The following is a 20,724-nucleotide window of genomic DNA, read 5'->3' as shown; positions in this document are numbered from 1 at the left end:
GGCACCGCAGGCCCGACAGCTGAGGTGGCGGTGGGTCCGCGGGGCGGGCCGGGTGGTCGCCCGGTGGCTGTGCCGGTCAGCGCGCGGCCAGGTCCGCGCCTTCGCCACCGGAGGAGACCGCCCGTCTCTGGGGAGCGATTCCCGCGGGGACCGCTCGGGCGCGGGCCGGAGTGCCTGTCCAGCAGGTGCCTCTGCGGGAGAGGAGGCGCCGGAGCCAGAGTTCGAGGGAGACGAGGTCGGCGAGGCCGTCGAGGGGGAGGGGTTCGCCGGCGGCGGCCGCGCGGAGGGCCTTGCGGACGACGCGGGCTTCGATCAGGCCGGCGTCGGCGAGCAGGGGTGCGTCGAAGAGGGCGATGAGGGGGTCCGCGGCCATGCGCAGGCCCGCGCGTGCCGCGGCGGTGGTGGTGGCCTGGGTGGGGGCGCCCCAGCCGGCCGGCAGGTCGGCCACGCCGGAGCTCTTGAGGACGGTGCGCAGGATCGCGGCGCGCGCCCCCGGCTGCACGCGCAGGGTCTCGGGGAGGGCACGGCAGGCGCGCACGACCTGGTTGTCGAGGAACGGCGCGTGCAGGCGCTGGGAGCGGATCTCGGCGGCCTGTTCCAGGACGCGCAGGTCGGCCGCGTGGCGGGCCAGGGCGGCACGCGCGCGATGGTCGCCGGGACGCTGACCCGGCCCTCCTCCGGCGCGGTGGGCCGTGCTCTGGAGGCGAACCGATACTTCAGCCAGTGCCTCGCCGGTCAGCCACCGAGCCGCCGGGCCGGGGCCGCCCCACGCGAGGGCGGCCAGGGAGGCGCCCACGGCGCCTCCGGGGTCGTCGAAGCGGCGGTGCATCAGCCGTTCGGCGAGATCCTCCACTCCCGCCCGGTACGGCGTGCGGGCCAGCCGGCGGGCGGCGCCGTACACGCGCGCGGGGACGAGGACGGAGCCGTCCGCCCTGGTGAGGGCGGCGACGGGGCGCACCAGGTGACGCCGTTTGCGGTCCATCAGAAGGTCCGCGAGGCGGGCCGGATGGGCGTCGAGGACCTGGCGGGCGCCGTAGCCCGTGAAGTGGTCGGCGCTGCCCGCGGCGAGGCGGGCGCGGTGGCGGGCGGCGGTCACCAGGCTGGGGCCGGGTTCGTCGGTGAGGGGGCCGTCCAGGTCGGCGTACGGCAGGGTCTCCTCGCCGCCGGTCACGACGACGTGGTGCAGGCGGGGGTTGGCGGCGAGGGTCCCGGCCCGTTCCAGTTCCGCCTCGCGTCCGCCGACGGCCAGGTCGTTGAAGGTGACGGCCAGAAGGCGCTCGCCCGCGCCCGTGCCGTGGCCCAGGAGCGTGCCCGGCATGCCGGGCAGGCCGGCGGCGAGGAGCGCGAGCGTGCCGGAGGCGGCGCCGCCGGACAGGTCGGCTCCGATGCCCGCAACCGGCATCCCGCGCGCGGCGCGCCGTGCCGCGGGCCCCATGCCGGGTACGGGGCCGGGGTCGATGTCGGGGACGTGCCGCGGCGCGGACAGGCGCGTGCGCACCGCCTCGACGAGGGCGTCACGGACGGCGTCGACCGCGCTGGCCGGGTCGGCCGGGACGGCCGCCACGGCGAGCGAGGCGACCTGTTCGTACCCGGCGATCTCGCGGGCCCCGGCGCGCAGGACGAGCGCGTGTCCCGGCGGAATGCGCCGTACGCCGTCGTACGGGGTGGAGTCGTGCACCGCGGCCGGTACGTCGGGAGCGGCGAGGAGGGCCGCGAGGTGGCCGAAGTCGAGGTTGGCCTCGATGAGGTCGGCCAGCGGCAGGGCGGCCGTCGCGTACGCCGTGCCGCCCGCCCAGGGGGTGTGGAAGACCGGGCGCGCGCCCGCGAGATCGCCGCAGACGGTGATGCGCCGGTCGACCTGGACGATCGCGGTGTAGCTGCCGGGCCAGGCCGTCAGATGCCGAAGTGCGCCTCCGCGCGCGGCGAACAGGCCGACGCGCAGTTGCTCGTCCGTCGCCCCGCAGGTGCCGAGGACCGCGATCCGGGTCCGGGCGTCGGCCCGCACCACCCGCACCTCGTCGGGCCGCCAGTCGCCGACCGCCCACAGCGGGTCAGGATCGCCCCACAGGAGTTGGGAGCCCACCGGCTGAAGCGTCTCGCCGTCATGGCCGATCCGGCCGCCGTCCTCGCCGGCATACGTGCCGGAGCCGCCGTAGGCCCCCGCTCCGGATGTACCGGGGCCAGTGGCCGCGGCGGTGCTGCTCCATCCCACCAACCACCGCATCGACGCCTCCACGGGCTGTGGACAACAGCTGCACCGTACGAACGGTTCACATGCTGCCACGAAGAACGCGCCGTAGAGGGAGGTGACGCCGCGCGAGATCCCACAAGTGCGCCCGTGCGAGCGCCCCCGCGCCGACCATGAGGGCTGCGTGAACTCCCGCGCGCGGGGCAGTGATCACCGCGCGCACCCCCGCGCGTGCGACGCGAATGCGCCCCCGATACGCTCCCCCAAAACGCCCCGAGCGCCCTGGATTTCCATGGTGGGAGGCGTATTCGCCGACGGAACACAGGGTCGATTTTTCGCCAAATACCCTGCGCCGCACCGCCGTTGGAACAGGTTCGCACACGCTCCGTCACAACCGCGCACCCCACGCCGCGCGTCGGTCCGGGAGGCGCAGAACGCCCCCCGGACCGCTCCGCCGCCCGCGGGGATGGTGACGGCGGTGTCCCCCAGCCCACCGGATCCAGTACAGCGGGCCGACCCACGCACCGCCCATGCAAGCGCTCCCCCGGTGGCCGGAGGAGAGCGCACGGACGGGCGCACGGCCACACGTCGGGGGCACGCCGCAACCGTGCGTATGGGGACCCGCACTTCCGTACGGACCACAATCCCGCCATCCGGAAGAATGCCCCTTAACGCTTGGGATGCGGCGAACTACGCTGGGTTTACGAATGCCGCATGGTTATGCCAGTGCGGCAGCCGTCTGTGTCGAGGGGTGGCGCAATGTCCAGGGAGCAACGCGGGCCGAACGAAAAACTCGGCGCCGTTCTCGCCCTCGCGGGAATCAGCAACGCGGGACTCGCGCGTCGCGTCAACGACCTCGGCGCACAGCGCGGGTTGACGCTTCGCTACGACAAGACGTCGGTGGCGCGCTGGGTGTCGAAGGGCATGGTTCCGCAAGGTGCCGCGCCGCACCTCATCGCGGCCGCCATCGGCCAGAAGCTCGGCCGGCCCGTGCCGTTGCACGAGATCGGGCTGGCGGACGCGGATCCCGCGCCCGAAGTCGGCCTGGCCTTCCCCAGGGACGTCGGTCAGGCCGTGCGCTCGGCGACCGAGCTGTACCGGCTCGACCTCGCGGGGCGCCGGGCCGGCTCGGGCGGCATCTGGCAGTCACTGGCCGGTTCGTTCGCGGTGAGCGCGTACGCGACGCCCGCCTCACGGTGGCTGATAACCCCGGCCGACAGTTCGGTGGCGCGTGAGGTGAACTCCGCCGAGGCCCCCGGCGCACCGCTCAAAGTCGGCCACAGCGACGTGCGGAAACTGCGGGAGGCGGCCGAGGACGCCAGGCGCTGGGACTCCAAGTACGGGGGTGGCGACTGGCGTTCGTCCATGGTGCCGGAGTGCCTGCGGGTGGAGGCGGCACCGCTGCTGCTCGGCGCGTACTCCGACGAGGTCGGCCGCGCCCTGTTCGGCGCCTCCGCCGAACTGACCCGGCTCGCGGGCTGGATGGCCTTCGACACCGGCCAGCAGGAGGCCGCCCAGCGCTACTACATCCAGGCGCTGCGGCTCGCGCGCGCGGCCGCCGACGTCCCCCTCGGCGGATACGTCCTGGCCTCCATGTCCCTCCAGGCGACCTACCGCGGCTTCGGCGACGAGGGCGTCGACCTGGCCCAGGCCGCCCTGGAGCGCAACCGCGGCCTGGCCACGGCCCGCACATTGAGCTTCTTCCGCCTCGTCGAGGCGCGCGCCCACGCGCGCGCGGGAGACGCCCAGGCCGCCGGCGCGGCGCTGAAGGCGGCCGAGAGCTGGCTGGAGCGGGCCCGCGACGGCGACAACGACCCCTCATGGCTCGGCTTCTACTCCTACGACCGCTTCGCCGCCGACGCCGCCGAGTGCTACCGGGATCTGAAGGCACCACGCCAGGTACGCCGTTTCACGGAGCAGGCCCTGTCGCAGCCGACGGAGGAGTTCGTGCGCTCGCACGGCCTGCGGCTCGTCGTCTCGGCGGTCGCCGAGCTGGAATCGGGCAATCTGGACGCGGCATGCGCGCAGGGCGTGCGGGCGGTGGAGGTGGCCGGCCGTATCTCGTCCGCCCGCACCACCGAGTACGTCAAGGACCTCCTGCACCGTCTGGAGCCGTACGGCGACGAGCCGCGCGTGGTCGAGCTGCGCGAGCGGGCCCGGCCGCTGCTGATGACGCCGGCCTGAGCCGGCCGCGTGTGGCGTCCCCCTGGGTTTGAAGGCATTGTCAGTGGCGCAGTGCACTATCGAGGCCGGGAGGTGGTGCGGGTGCGGGCGATCGGCTACGACTGCGACGTGCTGGTGATCGGGGGCGGGATCGTCGGCCTGTCGACGGCGCACGCGATCAGCCGTGCCGCGCCGGGCACCCGCGTGACGGTGCTGGAGAAGGAACCGGGCCCGGCCCGCCACCAGACGGGCCGCAACAGCGGCGTCATCCACAGCGGTATCTACTACCGCCCCGGCTCCCTCAAGGCGCGCTACGCGGTCCGGGGCTCCGCCGAGATGATCAAGTTCTGCGCGGAGTACGGCATCCCGCACGCCGTCACCGGCAAGCTGATCGTCGCGACGGACCGGGCCGAGCTGCCCCGCCTGCACGCCCTGGCCCAGCGCGGCCGGGAGAACGGGATCGCGATCCGCGAGCTGGGCCCCGCCCAGATCAGGGAGTACGAGCCGGAGGTCACCGGCCTGGCCGCGATCCACGTCGGCACCACCGGCACCTGTGACTTCACCGCGGTCGCCCGGCAGCTCGGCGAGGCCTCCGGCGCGGAGATCCGCTACGGCGCGCGGGTGGTCCGGATCGACCGGCGCGCCGACCGCGGGGTGGCCGTCCGCACCGCGCGCGGGGACGTCGTCCGCGGCCGTGTCCTGGTGAACTGCGCCGGGCTGCACTGCGACGAGATCGCCCGCCTGACCGGCGACGAGCCGGACGTCCGCATCGTCCCCTTCCGCGGCGAGTACTACGAGCTGGCCCGCCAGGACCTGGTGCGCGGCCTGGTCTACCCGGTCCCCGACCCGTCCTTCCCCTTCCTCGGCGTGCACCTCACCCGCGGCCTGGACGGCAGCGTCCACGTCGGCCCCAACGCGGTCCCGGCCCTGGCCCGCGAGGGGTACGGCTGGCGGGTGGTAAGCCCGCGGGAGGCCGCGGCGACGGCGGCCTGGCCGGGCGCCTGGCGTCTGGCCCGCCGGCACTGGCGCCACGGCGCCGGGGAACTGCACCGGTCCCTGTCCAAGCGCGCCTTCGTGGAGGAGGTGCGCCGCCTGCTGCCCACGGTCGAGCCGCAGGACCTGGTCCGCGCGGCCCCCGGCGTCCGCGCCCAGGCCGTCCGGCGGGACGGCTCCCTGGTGGACGACTTCCTCATACGACGGTCCCCGCGCGCGATCCACGTGTTGAACGCCCCCTCCCCCGCCGCGACGGCGTCCCTGCCGATCGGCCGGGAGGTGGCCCACAGGGCACTGGAGGCGCTGGGTCCGGTGTAGGCGGGTGGCCGCGGTCCCGGTGGTCCGGGGCGCCGGTGATCGGCGCTCCCCCGTCCGCGCCGCTCAGGGTGGCAGGCGGGACCGGGCGTCCGCGGGGTGCCGGCGTCCGGCGCGCACCCCACCGCGGTCGACCCGCCCGGCGCACCCACCGCACCGGGCCGGCACACACGGCCATGGCGGGGCGGGGCCGCGGCGGGCGCCGTGGCAGGAGCGGCGCTGCCGCGGGACCCTGGGCCGACCGGCACACCCGGCCATCACCGGGACGGGCCGGCCGTGTGCCCGGGCATCCCGGCCGAGCGTCGGCGTGCGGCCCTTCCGACGGGTCTCCTGATCGCCGGGGCTCGCACAGCCGCGCACCGGCGAGCCGGCGCCCCCCGCGCGCGGGTCACCGCGGGCCCGGCGCCGGTCCGGTCCCCGGCCGCACCCCCGCCGACCGGACTGGCCCCTCTCCGCCGGCCGTAAAATCGACCCACTGTGTCTGATTCGTTGAGTGCCCCAGAACCGCCCCGGCCCGCCCCCGGTGATCACCACCCCGGCGAGCCCGTCCGCCGTGCCCGTGCCAAGGGAGAGCCCCGCTTTCCCGACGGTCCGAGGGCCGACCCCGCCGGGTCGCATTTCGAGCGGCGGATCAGGAGTTTCCAACCGCGGCGCAGCCGGGTCACGGCGGGACAGGCCGACGCGCTCCAGCGGCTGTGGGCGAAGTGGGGCCTGGACATCGACGGACACAGCGTCGACCTGGCCGAACTGTTCGGCAACGACAACCCCGTCGTCCTGGAGATCGGATTCGGCATGGGCGAGGCGACCGCCCAGATGGCCGCCGCCGACCCGGAGACGAACATCCTGGCCGTGGACGTCCACACCCCCGGCCAGGGCAACCTCCTCAACCTCGCGGACCAGGGCGGCCTGACGAACGTCCGCGTGGGCAACGGTGACGCGATCATCCTGCTCCGCGAGATGCTCCCCCCCGACTCCCTCGACGGCGTGCGGGTGTACTTCCCCGACCCCTGGCCCAAGAAGCGCCACCACAAGCGGCGTCTCATCCAGCCGGAGTTCCTCGGCCTCGCCGCGACCCGGCTGAGAGCGGGCGCGCTCGTGCACTGCGCGACCGACTGGGAGCCGTACGCGGAGCAGATGCTCGAGGTGCTCACCGCACACCCCGACTTCGTCAACACGCAGGCGGACGGCGGCTTCTCGCCGCGCCCCGGCTTCCGGCCGCTGACCCGTTTCGAGGGACAGGGACTGGACAAGGGTCATGTGGTGAACGACCTGCTCTTCCGCCGCGTACAGCACGAGGGTCGCCGGGATCACTGACCGGCCGTAATCCCCTCCACCACCGTCCTCTCCCTCGTTAGGGTCGATGCCGTGGCCACCAGTTCCCCGTTCCCACCGCTTCCCCCGCACCCCGGCGGCCCGGCCGGGGGCGGTGTGCTGCGGCACGCGCACTGGTGGCAGCACAAGTGGGTCCGTTACGGCGCGCTGATCACGCTGCTCGCCCTGTCGGGGCTGGTGATCCTCGCCCTCGTCCGTGAGCAGACGGGCACGGAGGGGTTCCTGGTCGGACTGGGGCTCGCGATACTTCCCGTGCCGCTTCTCATGGCCGCCTTCCGCTGGCTGGACCGGGTGGAACCGGGCCCCTGGCGGAATCTGGTCTTCTCCTTCTCCTGGGGCGCGTGCGCGGCGGCGCTGATAGCGATCGTCGCCAACAGCTTCGCGGTGCGCTGGATAGCGACGGCGACGGCCGACCCGGCCCACGCCGACACCCTGGGTGCCACGGTGATCGCGCCCGTCGTCGAGGAGTCCGCCAAGGCGGCGGCCGTCCTCCTCGTGTTCCTGTTCCGCAGACGGGACTTCACCGGGATCGTCGACGGGGTGGTGATCGCCGGGACGACCGCCACCGGGTTCGCGTTCACCGAGAACATCCTCTACCTCGGCAACGCCTTCGGCACCGACCAGCTCACCGGGGGCGGCGGTATCGCCTCCGTCACCGTCGCGACCTTCTTCGTGCGCGTCGTCATGTCGCCGTTCGCGCATCCCCTGTTCACGGTCCTGACCGGCCTAGGCTTCGGCGTCGCCGCGCTGTCCGGGGAGCACCAGCGGGTGCGGCGCGTGGTGCTCCCGTTGTGCGGCCTGCTGCTCGCGATGCTCATGCACGCCCTGTGGAACGGCTCGGCGACCTTCGGCGACTGGGGCTTCTTCGCGGTGTACGGGGCGTTCATGGTGCCCGCGTTCGGGGTGCTGACCTGGCTGGTGGTGTGGACGCGCCAGCGGGAGCTGGGCACCGTGCGCGACGAGTTGCCCGCCTACACGGCCGCCGGCTGGCTCAGCCCGGCCGAGCCGTACGCCCTCGGCTCGATGCGGGCACGCAGGCTGGCCCGGCAGTACGCCCGACGGCACCTGGGCAGGCCCGCGGCTCGGGAGGTGGCGCAGTACGAGGCCTACGCCACGTCTCTGGCGTTCCTGCGGCACCGCGGGCGCCAGGGACGGGGCGGCGCCGACTTCGTCGCACGGGAACGGGAGTTGCTGAACGAGTTGTGGCGGCGCAAGGAGGTGGCCCGGCCGGCGCTGGAGCACGCGTCCCGGCTGGCCGCGCCCGCGCCTCGGCCGGTCCACGGGGTGTACGGCGGGCCAGGGCTCGGGTACCCGATGGGGGTGACGCACCCCCCGACCGGCTACTACGGGTACCCCGGACAGACCTGGCCCCACCCGCAGGCCGCGTACACCCCGTACGCCTCGCCGTACCCGTACGTCCAGCACATCCAGTCCAGCCCGCACCAGTCCTGAGCGGTGCGGGCCGTGATGACAACGCCCTGGCCGGAGGCGCCCACGGGGCGGCTCCGGCCAGGGTCCACGAACATCCGGGAAACATCCGGGCGTAGACCTCACCGACCCCCGTGACACTTCCCGGAAGACCTCGGGGGGTCCGGTCACGGTCCCCCCGGGGAGATCTCAGAGGCTGAGCCCCTTGTCGCGCAGCCACGCGGCCGGGTCGATTCCGGTGCCGCCGCCGCCCGGGTGGACCTCGAGGTGGAGGTGGGCGCCGGTGACGTTGCCCGTGGCGCCGACGCGGCCGATGATGTCGCCGGTGGCGACCTTCTGGCCGACGCTGACGCTGATGGAGGACTGGTGGGCGAACCACACCTCGGTGCCGTCGTCGAGGGTGAGAACGGTCTTGTACCCGTACGAGCCGTCGTAGCCGGCGGAGGTGATGGTGCCGCCGTGGACGGCCTTGATGAGCGTGCCGGTGGGTGCGGCGAAGTCGAGGCCGGTGTGGTAACCGGAGGACCAGTAGGCGCCGGCCTGACCGAAGGTCGAGGTGATCGTGTACGAGGAGGTCGGCAGCGTGTACTGCTTGGCCAGCTTGGCGAGGCGCTCGGCCTCCGCCTTCTTCGCCGCTTCCTCGGCGGCCTTCTTCTTGGCGGCTTCGGCCTTGGCCTTGGCCTCCTTCTCGGCCTTGGCGGCGGCGTCCGCGGCGGCCTTGGCCGCGGCGGCCTCGGCTGCCTCCTGCGCCTTGGTCTCGACCTGGGTCTGCTGGGACTCGGCCTGCGCCATGATCCGGTTGCGCAGCGCCTCACCGGCGTCGGCCGCGCTGTCGACGGCGACGGTCTCGGCACCGAAGGTGCTGAGCGCGGGCGCCGCCTCCTCGGAGGTGTCGTCGTCCGAGATGAGGGAACCCACTGAGGGCAGGTCCGGCATGGAGATGGAGACCGGCGACTTGCCGGTGTTGGCGCTGGCCATGCCCGCGCCGCCGACGGCGGCTATGACACCGACGCCGAGAACGGTGGAGCTGCGGGCGAGGCCGCCGCGCTGCTTGGCGACGCGGTGCTTGCCGCGCACCGGGCGAATGGAGTCCGCTGTCGGGTTCCATTCCTCCCAGGGGCCCTCATCGCTGCGGTAGGCGCCGTAGCCGAAGGTCTGCTGGCTGGGCACGGTGGGGGCTTCTGGGGCAGGCCGGTTGGACGCCACGCGGGCGTACTCCTTTCCTTCCGTCGCCTACCGGGTTAGCTGACGGGTTCGGAGCAGGAAGGTCTCCTACGCGCGTATACCGGCCGTGACTGTACGGCGGCTTAGGCGCGATTCACCCCAAGTTGGTGGTTCCCCGGTTCCCTTGCGGGATTCGACGCGTGCGCACGGAGCCGACTCTTGTGCCGGCTGGGACGACCGCGCTGCGTTATCGAACGTTAATAGACCCGGGCACGGGATTCCAAGCTGTTCTGCTTGATCAACAACATTTCTGGCCTGGACTTTGGCCCCAGGATCGGTGAAAAGCGGGCGAGTTGACTGCCCGTCGCGAAACCTCAGGAGTCACCGCGGGTTTTGATGGTGACTCAGATGTTATGCACAGGGCTCCCGAGCGATCACCGAACGTGACGGGCCTGGCAGGGGGCAGGCCCCGAACGCACCGAAGGCCGGAATCCCATGATCAGGATTCCGGCCTTCGGCCTTGAGTAGCGGGGACAGGATTTGAACCTGCGACCTCTGGGTTATGAGCCCAGCGAGCTACCGAGCTGCTCCACCCCGCGTCGGTGTGACACCAGTCTACGCCATGCGGGGGACGCCCAGAACCACGGTCGGACCTGGGGGGCGATCAGGGGGTCCGTCGGAGCAGATGACCGTTCGGCGCCTTCGCCTGCTGCTCGTACTCCGGAAGTACGACGACGTCCGCTCCCGCGGCGGCCAGCAGGCCGCTCCCGTCGGCGTCGGTGACGAAGGTGTCCGGCTCGCGCCAGGCCGTCACCACCCGGCGCACGCCCGCGTCGAGGATGAGCCGGGCGCACGGGGCCGGCCGTGAGGCGCGTCGGGCGCAGGGTTCCAGGCTGCTGTAGACGGTCGCGCCGGCCAGCCGGGGGTCGGCGGCGTCGATCTTGGCGAGGGCCGCCTCCTCGGCGTGGACGACGGGGTCGCCCGCCTCTCGGGAGTGGCCGCGCGCCAGCTCCGTGCCGTCGCCCGCCACCACGACCGCGCCGACGCTGAACGCGGTCCGCGACGGCGGGCAGGCTGCGGCCAGCTCGCAGGCGAGGGCCAGCCAGTGCCGGTCGGCGGCGACCGGGAGCGGACCGGTGCCGGGTGCGGTGGGCTCGTACGACGTGAGGACCACGTCCCCGATGCGCCGCGTCCCGACCAGCCGCAGGCGTCCACCCTGATAACCACCGGGTCCGAAGAGCCGGGGCGCGTCCGGGTCACCCACGAACAGCGGGGCCTGGACGAGCTGGAGTTCGTCGGCGAGACCCTCCTGGAGGAGCTGCGTGTGGACGGTGCCGCCGCCCTCGACCATGAGGCGCCGCACGCCCCGTACGTGGTGGAGGTGTTCCAGGAGTCGGCGCCAGTCGAGGCCGGCGCCCAGCGCCACGACGTCGGTCGTCGGGCCGAGGTCGCGGGCGCTGTCCGCGCCGGCGTCCGTCGTGTAGAGCACCTTGTCACCGCCGGTGTGCCAGAACCGCGCCGCCGGGTCCAGCTCGCCGGTCCCGCTGACCGCCACCTTGAGGGGGTACTCCGGCTTGCCGGCGGCGACCCGGGCGGCCCGGCGGGCGGGCGAGTTGACCAGCAGGCGCGGGTTGTCGGCGCGGATCGTGCCGGCCCCGACCAGGATGGCGTCGACGGATGCGCGCACCTCGTCGACCCGGTCGAAGTCGGCCGGGCCGGACAGCAGCAGCCGGTCGGGACCGGTGTCGTCGAGATAGCCGTCGAGGGAGACGGCGGCGGACAGCAGGACGTACGGGTACGGCATCGGCGCGGTTCTCTCCGGGATCGGGAATCGGGGTCAGGGGCCGGGGTCGGGGTCAGGGGCCGGGGTCAGGGGCCGGGGAACGGGGGGAACGGCGATCAGCTTGGTTCAAGTTTTAAACAAACCTACACTGGGCGCATGACAACCCGCTGGCTCACCCCCGAGGAGCAGCGCGCCTGGCGCGCGTACGTCGCCGGATACCTGCTCCTGGAGGACGCGATCGACCGGCAGCTCCAGCAGGAGGCGGGCATGCCCCACGCCTACTACTCCATCCTCGCCAGTCTCTCCGAGGCCCCGGAGCGGCGGCTGCGCATGACCGACCTCGCCGAGCGCCTGAAGGTCACCCGCAGCAGGTTGACGTACGCCGTGACGCGGCTCGAGAAGGACGGGCTGGTGCGGCGCGAGGACTGCCACCGGGACAAGCGCGGGAGCGTAGCGGTCCTGACGGACGAGGGCGTGGTGATCCTGGAGAACGCGGCGCCCGGCCATGTCGAGACCGTACGCAGCCTGCTGTTCGACCGGCTCACGCCCGAGCAGGTGGGGCAGCTGGAGGAGATCTTCACTCAGGTCGCGCGGGGCCTCCAGGGAGACGGCGGCGAGGCGGCACCGGAGGATCTGCCGTGGCGCAGGCGCTCCTCGCCCTGTTCCGGGACCCCTGGGACCTCCGGGACCTCCGGGACCTCCGGGACCTCCGGGACCTCCGGGACCCCGTGAGCGAGCCCACGGCAGCGCCGTGAGCCGCCACACGATCGCATTGCTTCAAAGTTGAAGCATGAGGTAGGTTCACGACCGTCAATCTGCTTCAAATCTGAAGCAGACCAGTCGTGCGGCAGAAGCCGTGCGGAAGCAGAGGAGCGGCCAAAGTGCGCACCGCCCACCGGACCCGGAGAACCCGCATGCTCGACACTCCCGCCGCCACCGTGCGTGCCCGCGTCCGGGTACCGCTGCGCTTCCACGACGGGTACGCGGCGGACGCCGAACTCGTCACCTTCCACGGACTCGCCGACGGCCAGGAGCATGTCGCCGTCGTCCTCGGCGAACCCGGCCCGGTCCCCCTCGTACGGCTGCATTCGGAGTGCCTGACCGGCGACGTCTTCGGCTCCGCCCGCTGCGACTGCGGACCGCAGCTGCGCGAAGCGGTCGAACGCGTCGCCGACCGCGGGGGAGTCCTGCTCTACCTGCGCCAGGAGGGCCGCGGGATCGGCCTCTACAACAAGCTCGACGCGTACGCCCTCCAGGACCAGGGCCTCGACACCTACGAGGCGAACGCCGCCCTCGGACTGCCGGAGGACGCGCGGGACTACACCGCCGCCGCCCAGATGCTGCGCGCCCTGGACATCACGGGGCTGGACCTGTTGTCCAACAACCCCGACAAGGCCGAGCAGCTCCGCGGACTGGGCATCGACGTCCACGACCGGGTGCCCACCGGTGTCTTCACCACCCCGCACAACGTGCGCTACCTGCGGGCCAAGGTGCTGACGACCCAGCACACGCTGCCGTTGGCCGCCCTGACCGGCGTCCCCGAGCTCCCCGCACTCCCCGAGTTCACCGAACTCAACGCCGGCTGAGATCTGCTCAAGCCTCCCCCGGTGTTCGGCGGCGCCCGAACGGCCCGTCCAGGGCCGCCCACTGGAGCAGCATGATGGTCTTCGCGTCGGTGATGCCACCGGTGCGGACGAGCGTGAGCGCCTCGGTGAACGCCAGCTCCACGACCGTGATGTCCTCCCCCTCGGCCGCGACGCCGGCCCTCTCCACGCCGGGTGCCGAGCCGTCGTAGGGCGCGGCGAAGAAGCTCAGGCGTTCGGTGACCGAGCCGGGGCTCATGAAGGCGTCGAAGACGTGCTCGACCTCGTGGACGGTCCGACCGGTCTCCTCCACGGCCTCGCGGCGGATCGCCTCCCGCGGGTCGTCGCCGTCCAGCAGCCCGGCCGCCGTCTCCAGCAGCATGCCGTCCGGATGGCCGTTGACGTAGGCCGGCAGCCGGAACTGACGGGTCAGCAGGACCGTACGCCGGTCGGGGTCGTAGAGCAGGATGGTCGCGCCGTCGCCACGGTCGTAGGTCTCGCGGCGCTCGCGGCTCCAGTGGCCGTCGCCGTGCCGGTAGTCGAAGGTGGTGCGGCGCAGCACGGACCAGTCGCAGGCGAGCACCTCGACGTCGACGACGCGCACCCGCGCGTTGCCCGTCAGGTCGCGGCCCTGGCGGTCGAGTCCGGTACGGCCGCGGGGATCGGGGACGTCGATGCCGGGACGGCCGGCCGGGGCGGTCATCGGGCGCCGCCGGCGGCCGGTACGTCGGTCAGGTCCGCGTAGACGTCCTGGCCGCGCGCGTGGGCCCGGTCCACCATGCGGTCGGCGCCCTGTGAGGGGCCGCCGATCCGCAGGACGGCGTCGCAGCGGTCGAGGAGGCGTTCGGCGACGGGGTGGAAGAGTTCCTCGAACAGCGGGTCGCCGGGTCCGGTGCTGCCCGCCGTCTCCAGCAGGGGCAGCGCCAGGGCCTCACCGGTGACCGGCAGGTGCCCGGCGCGGAACAGGGCGAGGGCCGTCTCGTTCATGGCCCGTACGTTCGCGGCGAGCTTGGCGGGGTCGTCGCCGGTACCCGAACGGTACGGGCCGGCGACGAGGATCATCAGGGACGGGTGGGACACGGCCGGCTCCTCGGCTCGGTGGGCGGACTGGCGTCCTGGGCCGACGACCCGCACGGGGCGCGCCCAGGTCACCGGCGGGCGGTCGCCGCCTTCCTGGTGTTGGACCGATCGATCCCTCAGACCAGCAGCGTCTCGACGCCGGCCTCGCGCAGAGCCCGGAGAGTCTCCGGTCCCGCGGGGTGGGTGTCGGGGTCGGCGGCGGCGGTGTCGGTGACGAAGGTGTGGACGGCGTCGAGCGGGGCGACCTGGTCGAAGGCGCGGACCCCCAGCTTCGTGGCGTCGGCCACCGCGACCGTGCGGTCCGCCTGGCCGAGCCCCACCCGCTTCACGGCGGCGTCGTCGAGCGAGAACTCCGACCAGCCGTGGGCGGCGTGCACCCCGCCGATGGACATCACGAACAGATCGAAGGCGAGGGAGTCCAGGGTGCGCAGCGCCAGCGGCCCCACCAGGGACCGTTCACCGGGGCGCGAGCGTCCGCCGACGACCACCAGGTCGACGCCGGGCCGGTCGGCCAGCCGTACCGCCGCCTGGAGACTGAGCACCGCGACGGTCAACGGGCCGCGCGCGGCGAGGTGTTCGGCCACGTGCGCGGTGGTGGTCCCGGCGTCCAGCAGCACCCGCGACCCCGGCTCCACCAGGTCGGCGACGGCCGCACCCAGCCGGTCCTTGGTCGCCCCCTGCCACGCCTCCCGCGCGTCGAAGCCGGCGCCTTCCTCGCGGGCCCGCGCCGGTACGGCCCCGCCGTGCACCCGGCGCACCAGACCCTGCTTCTCCAACGCGTCGAGGTCCCGGCGCACGGTCATCTCGGACACCCCGAGCCGCTGCGCGAGTTCGGCGACGGAGACCTGCCCCACGGCTCCCTGGACGAGCCGCAGGGTCAGATCGAGACGGTTGGCGATACCCATGAGGACCGTTCTATCACTTGAATGTGAGAACGCACATGTTTTTGTTCGTTCGGCTTGCCTCCGACCGTCCCACGACGGCCCCGCGCGCCAGATCGCGGAGACCCGCGCCTTGCCGCACCCGCCCTCACCCGCGCCTTGCCGCACCCGCCCTCGACCGGTGAGACGACCACCACCGGACGGCCGGACAGGCAGGCGAGGCCCGTGACGTCGCGCCCGGGCGGCCGGCGCCGGAGCCGTCGCTGCCGCCGTTACCGCCCGGGCAGAGGGTGCCCTCGGCACCCGGCGCCGTACAACCTCTCGCGCCGGATGCGAGTCAGCCTGGGCATGACACGCTTGTATACGACGACCCGCCGCACCCGGCGCGCTCTCGTACCGGTACTCGCCGCCTCCGTCCTGCTGACGCTCGGCACGGCGGGCCCCGCGGCCGCCGACAGCGACCAGCTCTGGACGTACTCCGATCCCTACGAGCTGATCCTGCCCGGCGCGTACGAGGACGGGTCCGCGCCCCAGCGGACCGTCACGCTCAAGGTCTCCCACGACAACATCGCGAACCCGGTCGGCGCCGGACGGCTGACCGTGGACGCCGGCGAACTGGCCGCCTTCGCGAAGATCACCTGGCCCGCGAACTGCGCGCCCGACACCGCCGTCACGGCCGTCTGTGACGTTCCCTCGCTCACCGGCACCGACGTGGTGACGGCCGCCGAGCTCAAGGTCGCCGCGTTGCCGGACGCCCCGGCCGGCGCCGTGGGCACCCTGCGCCACACCGCCGTCGCCGGCGACCTGACGTCCTATCCGGGCGAAACCCGGGTGACCGTCGGCAATGGGCCCGACCTGGCGCTCAGCCAGTCCCCCCGGCAGGACGGCGTCACGCCGGGCAGCCGGATCACCGTCCCCGCCACCGTCTCCAACAACGGCAACCGCACCGCGGACGGCGTCCTGCTCCGCCTGTCCGCCTCGCGCGGCCTCGCCTACACCCAGCGGCCCGCGAACTGCGAGTACCGGGACACGGAGGTCGGCACCGAGGCGCTGTGCGTCCTCGACGAGAAGCTCGCCCCCGGCGAGTCGTTCACCCTCACCAACCCCCTGAAGGCCCGCCGAAACGCCCTGTACGAGCGCTACGACTACTCCGTCGAGCCCTACTCGGCCGAGGCCCTGGAAGCGGCCCGCGGCGGCCGGACGTACACCCCGGGCACGGGCACCGAGCTGGACCCGACCCCCGCCCAGGCCCTCGGCACGGCCACCGCCGGCGCCGCCGTCCCCGACCTGGACCCCCAGGACAACTACCGCTCCGTCATCGTCCACGCCGTCAACACCGCCGACCTCAAGCTGATCGGCAGCCGGATCGAGGGCACGGTCGGCGAGACCGTACGGGCCGACCTCAAGGTCAAGAACCGCGGTCCCGCCTGGGTCGCCTCACTGGGCGCGGGCGAACCCGTGGCCACGGTCGACGTGCGCATCCCCGCCGGGACGACCGTCACCGCCCGCCCCGACAGCTGCTACGCCCTCACCGCGGACGGCGACTGGCGCGAGGAACAACTCGGCGCCCCCCGCTACCGCTGCACCACCCCGGTCTACCTGAACGAACACGCCACCCAGGCCTTCCCCTTCGACCTCCGCATCGACAGCGCGGCCCCGTCCACCTCGACGATCGCCATCGACAACGACCAGCACGAGCCCCCCATCCGCGCCTACGACCCCGACCTGACCAACAACTCGGCCAGGATCGTCGTCAACGGCTGAGCGGGCCTCGGTCCGCCGTCCCCGCAAACGCAGGAGCCCCGCACGCGCAGTCGCCCGTGCGGGGCCTTCCACCCCGGTCGACACGCAGGGGACAATCGGCCGAGGAACGGTGTGGCGGGTGGGTCGCGCTGCTCACGTCCCCCTCGCCGGCCGGACGAGAGGCCCTGTCGCCGCACTGGACGGAGAACCCGTGACCGATCCCCGCGTCGAGCCGTCACCCCCGACACCGCCGTCCCCATCCGTCCTCGCCTACGACGGGGACTGCGGCTTCTGCCAGGCGTCCGTCGACCTGATCCGGACCCTCGCCGCACCGACCCTGGAAGCGGCGCCGTGGCAGTCCCTGCCCGCCGAGTCGACGTCCGCGCACCTCGACCGTCTGGACCGTGAGGTCCTGCTGCTGCGTGGCGGTAGCGTCCTCGCCGGCGGGGCGGACGCCCTGGCCCGCTACGCGGGGACCTCTCCGTCGGCCGCCTACCGCACGCTCGCGTCCGTCGTCCGTCTCCCCGGCATCCGGGGCTGCGCCCGCGTGATCTACCGTTGGGCGGCTCGCAACCGTCATCGTCTCCCCGGCGGCACGCCCGCGTGCGCGGTGCCGCCGCGCGGCGCGTGAGGCCCGCCGTGCGACCCATCCCGACCTGTGTGTTCAGCGATACGGCCCCACCCGCCCTCAGCGGGGGACACGCCGTCGACCGCTTCGTCCAGATCGCCTCGCTCACCAAGGTCGTGACCGGCACGGCGCTGGTCCGCATGGCCGCGGCCGGAGTGCTGGCTGTGGACGACCCCGTCGAACGATGGCTTCCCGCGGCCCCGAGGACCGGGATCACGCTCCTGCACCTGGCCCGGCACACCTCCGGCCTTCCGCGCCTGCCACCCGGCCGCCTCTCCCGCCGGGACCCGTACGCGGCGTTCGACCGCCCCGCACTGGACCGGCTGCTGCCCCGCCTCGACACGCTCGCCGCGCGACCCCCCGGCCGGAGCGAGGAATACTCCAACCTCGGGTACGCCGTGCTCGGCGCGGCCCTGGCCGCAGCCTGCGGGGGGACGTACGAGGAGCTGGTGACCGAGTACGTCCTGCGGCCGCTCGGCGTCACCGAGGTGACCGCGCACCCCGATCCCGGCCGACGTCTGCCGATCCCCGGCCTCTTCGGGCGGACCCGCAGGCCCTGGACGACGGATGGCGCGATCCTGCCGGCGGGAGGCCTGTGGGCCACTCCTCGTGCGGCGGCCGATCTGGTGGTACGGCTCCTGGTGGAGCGCCGGCTCGGCGATCCCGCGCCGAGCTGGCGGACGTCGGGCCCCCTGCGGTGGCACAACGGGGCGACGCGCCACGCCTCGCTCTTCGCCGGCGCGACGGCCGACGGTCGGTGGGTGCTGATCCACCGCCTCAACGCGGTGCCGGAGGACACGGACCGGGCGGGTATCGAGAGCCTCGGAGGCGGCCGGACCGCCGCGTAGCCCCAGCACTTGGCGTGCTCCTCGGCGACGTGCCCGCCGCGGCCCGCCGTGCCCGGAGCGTGGGCGGAGGACGCGGCGGCGGAGCAGCACCGCGGGATCCTCGAACCCGGAACCCGAGGCAAGCTCATCCCGACCACCCACCGGCCCGCGGACCCCAACCGTCCCGCGGTCGCCGAATACTTAGCCCAATACTCCGACCAAGCCGCAGCCGATCCGCGGGCGACGGGCGGATCCGCTCGCGCACCGGCCCGAAAACGACGCAGCGCCCGAGCCGACCGAAGCCGACACGGACGCTGCGCAGCAGGTCAGAGGCTATATCCCCCGCCTGCCGACCGTAGGCCCTGTGGGACTCGAACCCACAACCAATGGATTAAAAGTCCACTGCTCTGCCAATTGAGCTAAGGGCCCAGGCGATGTTGCCTCCCCGAGCATAGCCGGACGTGGCCGCGTCGCCGATCGGGTATCGGGACACGGCCGCGCCGGGTGGCGGAGATCGGTCACGGATCGACCGGTTCGGCCTTCGTCTCCGCTTCCGGGCGGGGGACCGCCTTCTCGTCCGCGGGCTTGAGGAACCAGTGCCGGGCCGAGGCGATCCACCACACGGCCGCGAAGCCGAGGACGACCAGGACGGCGACCGGGGCGTAGTTGAAGGTCTCCGAGGTCACCGGGGAGACCTGGGGGAGCATGAACAGGACGGTGATGACGCCCACCCAGACGACGGACACCACACCGATCGCCCGGGACCACCGGCCCAGGTGCCACGGGCCGCGGGCGAAGTCGTCGCCCTTGCGCAGCCGCAGCAGGGTCGGGATGACGTAGGCGATGTAGAGGCCGATGACCGCGATGGAGGTGACGGCCGCGTACGCCGTGACATTGATCAGGTAGGGCAGGCCCAGCAGCAGCGCGCCGCCGGCCGCGAGCCAGACGGCCGCGACGGGCGTACGGGTGCGTGGGCTGACGGTGCGCCAGAGATACGACAAGGGCAGGGCTCCGTCGCGGGAGAAGGCGTAGATCATGCGGCTGTTGGCGGTCACGGACGCCATCCCGCAGAACAGCTGCGCGCCGATCACCACGAGCAGCAGCAGCTTGCCCGCCGTGGCGCCGAGCGCGTCGAGGAGGATCTGGGCGGGCGGTGCGCCGGTCGGGGAGCCGAGGGCGCCGTCGTAGGACTGGATGGCGAAGGTGAAACCGAGGAGCAGGACGAAGCCCGCGATCCACGAGGTCCAGATGGACCGCACGATGCCCCGGGGGCCCGCGGTCGACGCGTCGCGCGTCTCCTCGGTCATGTGGGCGGAGGCGTCGTAGCCGGTGAAGGTGTACTGGGCCATGAGCAGGCCGAGGGCGACCACGTAGACACCGCTGCCCCAGCCGGTGTTGTTCACGAACTCGCCGAAGACGAAGGACGCCGACTGGTGGTCGTCCGGTACGAAGGTCAGCGCGCCTACGATCACGGCCACACCGAGGACGTGCCACCACACGCTCACGCTGTTGAGGAGCCCGACGACCCGCACGCCGAAGGTGTTGAGCAGGCCGTGCAGCACCAGGATCCCCGCGAACAGCAGGATCGTCCGGCCGGGCGTGACCTCGAAGTCGAACTGGAGGTTGAGGTAGGCACCGAGGAAGGACGCGGCACCGAAGTCGATGCCGGCCGTCACGGCGACCTGGCCGAGCACGTTGAACCAGCCCGTGAACCAGGCCCAGGCGGCCGCGCTGCGGGGCGGCGCCAGCCGATGGGCCCAGAAGTACAGGCCGGCCGAGGTGGGGTACGCCGAGCAGATCTCGGCCATCGACAGCCCGACTAACAGGGTCATCAGGCCGACCGCGACCCACCCCCAGGTGATCACGGCGGGACCGCCGGTGTTCATGCCGAACAGGTACAGCGTCAGGCAGCCCGACAGGACCGAGATGATCGTGAAGGAGACCGCGTAGTTGGAGAACGCCGACATCCGGCGCGCGAGGACCTGCGTGTATCCGAGCTGGGCCAGCCGTTCCTCGTCCGAGAGCCCAGTCGACGTGCCGTCATCTGTCATGCCCCCAGCAATTCCCTCCACAGGAGCGTGACACACGTCACAACTTGGCCAGAAAGAGCCCCTGGGGCGGTGGAGGATCCACAGCACGGGGTCCTCGCCCCGCAGACCGGAGGCGGTACGGGGAAGGGCCCGTACGACCGGAGTCGTACGGGCCCTTCCGCGTGCGGGCGGGACACGGCGGCGTTCAGCCGGCCGAGTCGGCGTCAGCCGTTGCGCTTCCAGCGCGGCTTGTCGTCACGGCGCCCGAAGGAGCCGGTGCCGGTGCCGGTGCCGGTGCCACGGTGGTCGTCGCGGCGGGCGGCCGGACGGTCGTGGCCGCCGGCGCGGAAGCCGGTGCCCGGACGGTCGTCGCGGCGGTCACGGTTGAACGGGCGGTCGCTGCCCCGGTGCCCACCGCGCTCGTCGCGGCGGAAGCCGCCACGGTCGTCACGGTTGAAGGAACGGCCACCACGGTCGTCACGGTCCCGGTTGAAACCACCGCGGTCAGCGCCACGGTCACCGCGGTCGTCACGGTTGAAGGGACGGCCGCCCCGGTCGTCACGACGCTCGAACGGGCGCCCACCGC

At 73.2% G+C, this 20,724-nt stretch carries 16 protein-coding genes, 2 tRNA genes, 1 pseudogene and 1 riboswitch; of the genes and pseudogenes, 9 read left to right on the top strand and 10 right to left on the bottom strand.

All coding sequences use genetic code 11. From position 1 onward, the window contains the following. Positions 1–76: 76 nt before the first annotated feature. Positions 77–2,224: an asparagine synthase-related protein gene (locus ACZ5Y0_RS30590; protein ID WP_469131904.1), complete on the bottom strand. Its 2,148-nt coding sequence runs from the start codon at positions 2,222–2,224 to the stop codon at positions 77–79. A 723-nt stretch (positions 2,225–2,947) separates the two neighbouring features. On the opposite strand from ACZ5Y0_RS30590, the gene ACZ5Y0_RS30585 reads away from it, so the two are divergent. The 4 genes from ACZ5Y0_RS30585 (at position 2,948) to ACZ5Y0_RS30570 (ending at position 8,443) form a co-directional block, all read left to right on the top strand. Then, positions 2,948–4,372 carry an MFS transporter gene (locus tag ACZ5Y0_RS30585; RefSeq protein WP_469131903.1) on the top strand — a complete coding sequence of 475 codons (1,425 nt, stop codon included), beginning with the start codon at positions 2,948–2,950 and terminating at the stop codon, positions 4,370–4,372. Between the two features lie 51 nt (positions 4,373–4,423). Beyond that, positions 4,424–5,662: an L-2-hydroxyglutarate oxidase gene (lhgO, locus tag ACZ5Y0_RS30580; RefSeq protein WP_469131902.1), complete on the top strand. Its 1,239-nt coding sequence runs from the start codon at positions 4,424–4,426 to the stop codon at positions 5,660–5,662. A 474-nt stretch (positions 5,663–6,136) separates the two neighbouring features. Beyond that, positions 6,137–6,973, top strand: coding sequence for a tRNA (guanosine(46)-N7)-methyltransferase TrmB (trmB, locus tag ACZ5Y0_RS30575; protein WP_469131901.1), 837 nt, complete (start codon positions 6,137–6,139; stop codon positions 6,971–6,973). Between the two features lie 51 nt (positions 6,974–7,024). Continuing rightward, complete coding sequence (locus ACZ5Y0_RS30570; RefSeq protein WP_469131900.1) at positions 7,025–8,443, top strand: PrsW family intramembrane metalloprotease; 1,419 nt, start codon at positions 7,025–7,027, stop codon at positions 8,441–8,443. A gap of 165 nt (positions 8,444–8,608) precedes the next feature. Here ACZ5Y0_RS30570 and ACZ5Y0_RS30565 read toward each other — a convergent pair whose 3' ends face one another. The 3 genes from ACZ5Y0_RS30565 to ACZ5Y0_RS30555 form a co-directional block, all read right to left on the bottom strand. Further along, a complete protein-coding gene (locus ACZ5Y0_RS30565; RefSeq protein WP_469131899.1) occupies positions 8,609–9,625 on the bottom strand; it encodes a M23 family metallopeptidase in 1,017 nt (338 codons plus the stop codon). Between the two features lie 9 nt (positions 9,626–9,634). Then, a riboswitch (cyclic di-AMP (ydaO/yuaA leader) is annotated at positions 9,635–9,792 on the bottom strand. 316 nt (positions 9,793–10,108) lie between these two features. Then, a tRNA-Met gene (locus ACZ5Y0_RS30560) sits at positions 10,109–10,182 on the bottom strand. 65 nt (positions 10,183–10,247) lie between these two features. Continuing rightward, positions 10,248–11,387, bottom strand: a complete 1,140-nt coding sequence (locus ACZ5Y0_RS30555) for a dihydrofolate reductase family protein (protein ID WP_469131898.1) — start codon at positions 11,385–11,387, stop codon at positions 10,248–10,250. Between the two features lie 135 nt (positions 11,388–11,522). Here ACZ5Y0_RS30555 and ACZ5Y0_RS30550 point away from each other — a divergent pair, with 135 nt between their 5' ends. Continuing rightward, a complete protein-coding gene (locus tag ACZ5Y0_RS30550) occupies positions 11,523–12,098 on the top strand; it encodes a MarR family winged helix-turn-helix transcriptional regulator (RefSeq protein WP_469131897.1) in 576 nt (191 codons plus the stop codon). A gap of 182 nt (positions 12,099–12,280) precedes the next feature. Continuing rightward, positions 12,281–12,952: a GTP cyclohydrolase II gene (locus tag ACZ5Y0_RS30545; RefSeq protein ID WP_469131896.1), complete on the top strand. Its 672-nt coding sequence runs from the start codon at positions 12,281–12,283 to the stop codon at positions 12,950–12,952. Between the two features lie 7 nt (positions 12,953–12,959). Here the strand turns inward: ACZ5Y0_RS30545 and ACZ5Y0_RS30540 are convergent, their stop codons facing one another. The 3 genes from ACZ5Y0_RS30540 to ACZ5Y0_RS30530 all read right to left on the bottom strand — a co-directional run bounded on the left by ACZ5Y0_RS30540 (position 12,960) and on the right by ACZ5Y0_RS30530 (position 14,934). Beyond that, positions 12,960–13,652, bottom strand: a complete 693-nt coding sequence (locus ACZ5Y0_RS30540) for an NUDIX domain-containing protein (RefSeq protein WP_469131895.1) — start codon at positions 13,650–13,652, stop codon at positions 12,960–12,962. Then, positions 13,649–14,011: a DUF4406 domain-containing protein gene (locus tag ACZ5Y0_RS30535; RefSeq protein WP_469131920.1), complete on the bottom strand. Its 363-nt coding sequence runs from the start codon at positions 14,009–14,011 to the stop codon at positions 13,649–13,651. Before ACZ5Y0_RS30535 ends, ACZ5Y0_RS30540 begins: the two co-directional genes overlap by 4 nt. A 134-nt stretch (positions 14,012–14,145) precedes the next feature. Continuing rightward, a complete protein-coding gene (locus ACZ5Y0_RS30530) occupies positions 14,146–14,934 on the bottom strand; it encodes a DeoR/GlpR family DNA-binding transcription regulator (protein ID WP_469131894.1) in 789 nt (262 codons plus the stop codon). 324 nt (positions 14,935–15,258) lie between these two features. On the opposite strand from ACZ5Y0_RS30530, the gene ACZ5Y0_RS30525 reads away from it, so the two are divergent. From ACZ5Y0_RS30525 to ACZ5Y0_RS30515, 3 genes are all read left to right on the top strand, one after another. Further along, positions 15,259–16,674 (top strand): hypothetical protein, encoded by a 1,416-nt coding sequence (locus ACZ5Y0_RS30525; RefSeq protein ID WP_469131893.1) that lies wholly within the window; start codon positions 15,259–15,261, stop codon positions 16,672–16,674. A 190-nt stretch (positions 16,675–16,864) separates the two neighbouring features. Then, on the top strand, positions 16,865–17,284 hold the full coding sequence (locus tag ACZ5Y0_RS30520; protein WP_469131892.1) for a thiol-disulfide oxidoreductase DCC family protein: 420 nt from the start codon (positions 16,865–16,867) through the stop codon (positions 17,282–17,284). Positions 17,285–17,313: 29 nt separating this feature from the next. Beyond that, positions 17,314–18,129: a serine hydrolase domain-containing protein gene (locus ACZ5Y0_RS30515; RefSeq protein WP_469131891.1), complete on the top strand. Its 816-nt coding sequence runs from the start codon at positions 17,314–17,316 to the stop codon at positions 18,127–18,129. A 335-nt stretch (positions 18,130–18,464) separates the two neighbouring features. Here ACZ5Y0_RS30515 and ACZ5Y0_RS30510 read toward each other — a convergent pair. From ACZ5Y0_RS30510 to ACZ5Y0_RS30500, 3 genes and pseudogenes are all read right to left on the bottom strand, one after another. Further along, a tRNA-Lys gene (locus ACZ5Y0_RS30510) sits at positions 18,465–18,537 on the bottom strand. An 89-nt stretch (positions 18,538–18,626) separates the two neighbouring features. Next, positions 18,627–20,159, bottom strand: a complete 1,533-nt coding sequence (locus tag ACZ5Y0_RS30505; protein WP_469131890.1) for an amino acid permease — start codon at positions 20,157–20,159, stop codon at positions 18,627–18,629. A gap of 203 nt (positions 20,160–20,362) precedes the next feature. Next, positions 20,363–20,724: pseudogene (locus tag ACZ5Y0_RS30500) on the bottom strand (DEAD/DEAH box helicase); the annotation flags it as partial.

Source organism: Streptomyces sp. NPDC033216 (genome assembly GCF_055577115.1).
This window is presented reverse-complemented; position numbering and strand designations above follow the sequence as displayed.